Here is a 1,127-nt window from a genome sequence, read left to right as displayed (position 1 = left end):
GTTTTTACGGCATGCATGAGTATGCGCGCAAGTGCATAGCGCGGAAATTCACACCATTCAGCCAGGGGAAGTCCTGTTTCCGGCGTTCTTCTCCTCCGAAAACGGTGAACGGGGACGCAATTTATTGCGTGGCCGTGAAGCGTTGCCGGCGCAGCCGGAAAACCGGTTTTCAGCACCTTCAGGAATCGGGTTCGTCGACGGCCGACTCACCACACGATTCACCGGCGATTCGAATCGTGAATTGAATCAAGAGTCACCATGAGCAAAAAACACCCAAAGTGATGAATTGAATCAAGAGTCGATTCATCATAACAATATGATAATAAAGCGTGATTCACATATGAATCGTGGGCAATTCGTCAGCGATTCGCCATAGAGTCGTCCACGACTTGGATCTGCACTTTGTAACACATCACCGCACATTTATTTTTCATTAACCCATTGTTGTAAATAAGGAATCTGCAAAATTTTAATTTTGCGTGGGGTGTGGGTATTTTTAGTGGTGAGGAGCGTTCAGAGATCTGACGATTTTTGGGAAGGTTCAGGAACTCCCTGGGATGGCCGGAGAGGAAAACTGAAGCATGACGGGGTCAGGATTTTTTCCAGAATTTCCACCATGGCGCCGGGGATTCAGTTAATTTTGCCTGGTGATTTTCAAGAAGGAGCATGGCCTGTTTCAGGCTGTCAATGTGCGAATCCTTGGACAAAAGTAAGGTGTTCAGGTGTTCAATCTCCTGTTTCAGATGACGGATCACCTGTTCACTCTGGTCAGCAGAGGCTGTATCACGCTGTCCAGAGACCTGTCCAGAATGGTGTTCACCCTTCGGTTGCTCAAAGGGGCCAAAGACACGTAAAAGCTCTGAAGTATCTACCATTTTTGCATTGCGCTCACCGCTACAGGTGGACAGGTCACCTGCTTTAATTAACCTGTGCAGTGTTGTTCTACTCTTACCCGTCAGTCGGGCAGCCTCACTAATAGACACTCTGGCCATCAGTTACCATCCTGTAATGCATCCAGTCTCGAGGACAGTGTACGGAAAAGATGCTCCGCATCATCGTGGAGTTTCTCACAAAGGTCGGCCTCGACATCGAGATCAAGCTCGTCAAGCTTCTCCAGCAGGAGCAGA

General features: G+C 48.4%; 3 protein-coding genes. 1 reads left to right on the top strand and 2 read right to left on the bottom strand.

Features of this window, described 5'->3' with window-relative positions; all coding sequences use genetic code 11:
• Positions 1 to 245: hypothetical protein (locus INF28_RS12760; RefSeq protein WP_226393828.1), on the top strand; the 245-nt coding region annotated here is incomplete at its 5' end.
• Positions 246 to 590: 345 nt separating this feature from the next.
• Here the strand turns inward: INF28_RS12760 and INF28_RS12755 are convergent.
• Together INF28_RS12755 and INF28_RS12750 are read right to left on the bottom strand one after the other, a co-directional pair.
• On the bottom strand, positions 591 to 992 hold the full coding sequence (locus INF28_RS12755) for a helix-turn-helix transcriptional regulator (protein ID WP_012579088.1): 402 nt from the start codon (positions 990 to 992) through the stop codon (positions 591 to 593).
• Positions 992 to 1,117: a Rop family plasmid primer RNA-binding protein gene (locus tag INF28_RS12750; RefSeq protein WP_450100408.1), complete on the bottom strand. Its 126-nt coding sequence runs from the start codon at positions 1,115 to 1,117 to the stop codon at positions 992 to 994. Before INF28_RS12750 ends, INF28_RS12755 begins: the two co-directional genes overlap by 1 nt.
• Positions 1,118 to 1,127: the final 10 nt, after the last annotated feature.

This window comes from Ructibacterium gallinarum (assembly GCF_014982785.1).
GTDB classification, from domain to species: domain Bacteria; phylum Bacillota; class Clostridia; order Monoglobales; family Monoglobaceae; genus Ructibacterium; species Ructibacterium gallinarum.
Note: the sequence above shows the minus strand (reverse complement) of the source record. Positions and strands in the feature narration are given on the sequence as shown.

Excerpts from the sequence above, each read along its gene's own strand:
- INF28_RS12755 (WP_012579088.1), bottom strand. The coding sequence starts at position 992 with ATGGCCAGAGTGTCTATTAGTGAGGCTGCCCGACTGACGGGTAAGAGT.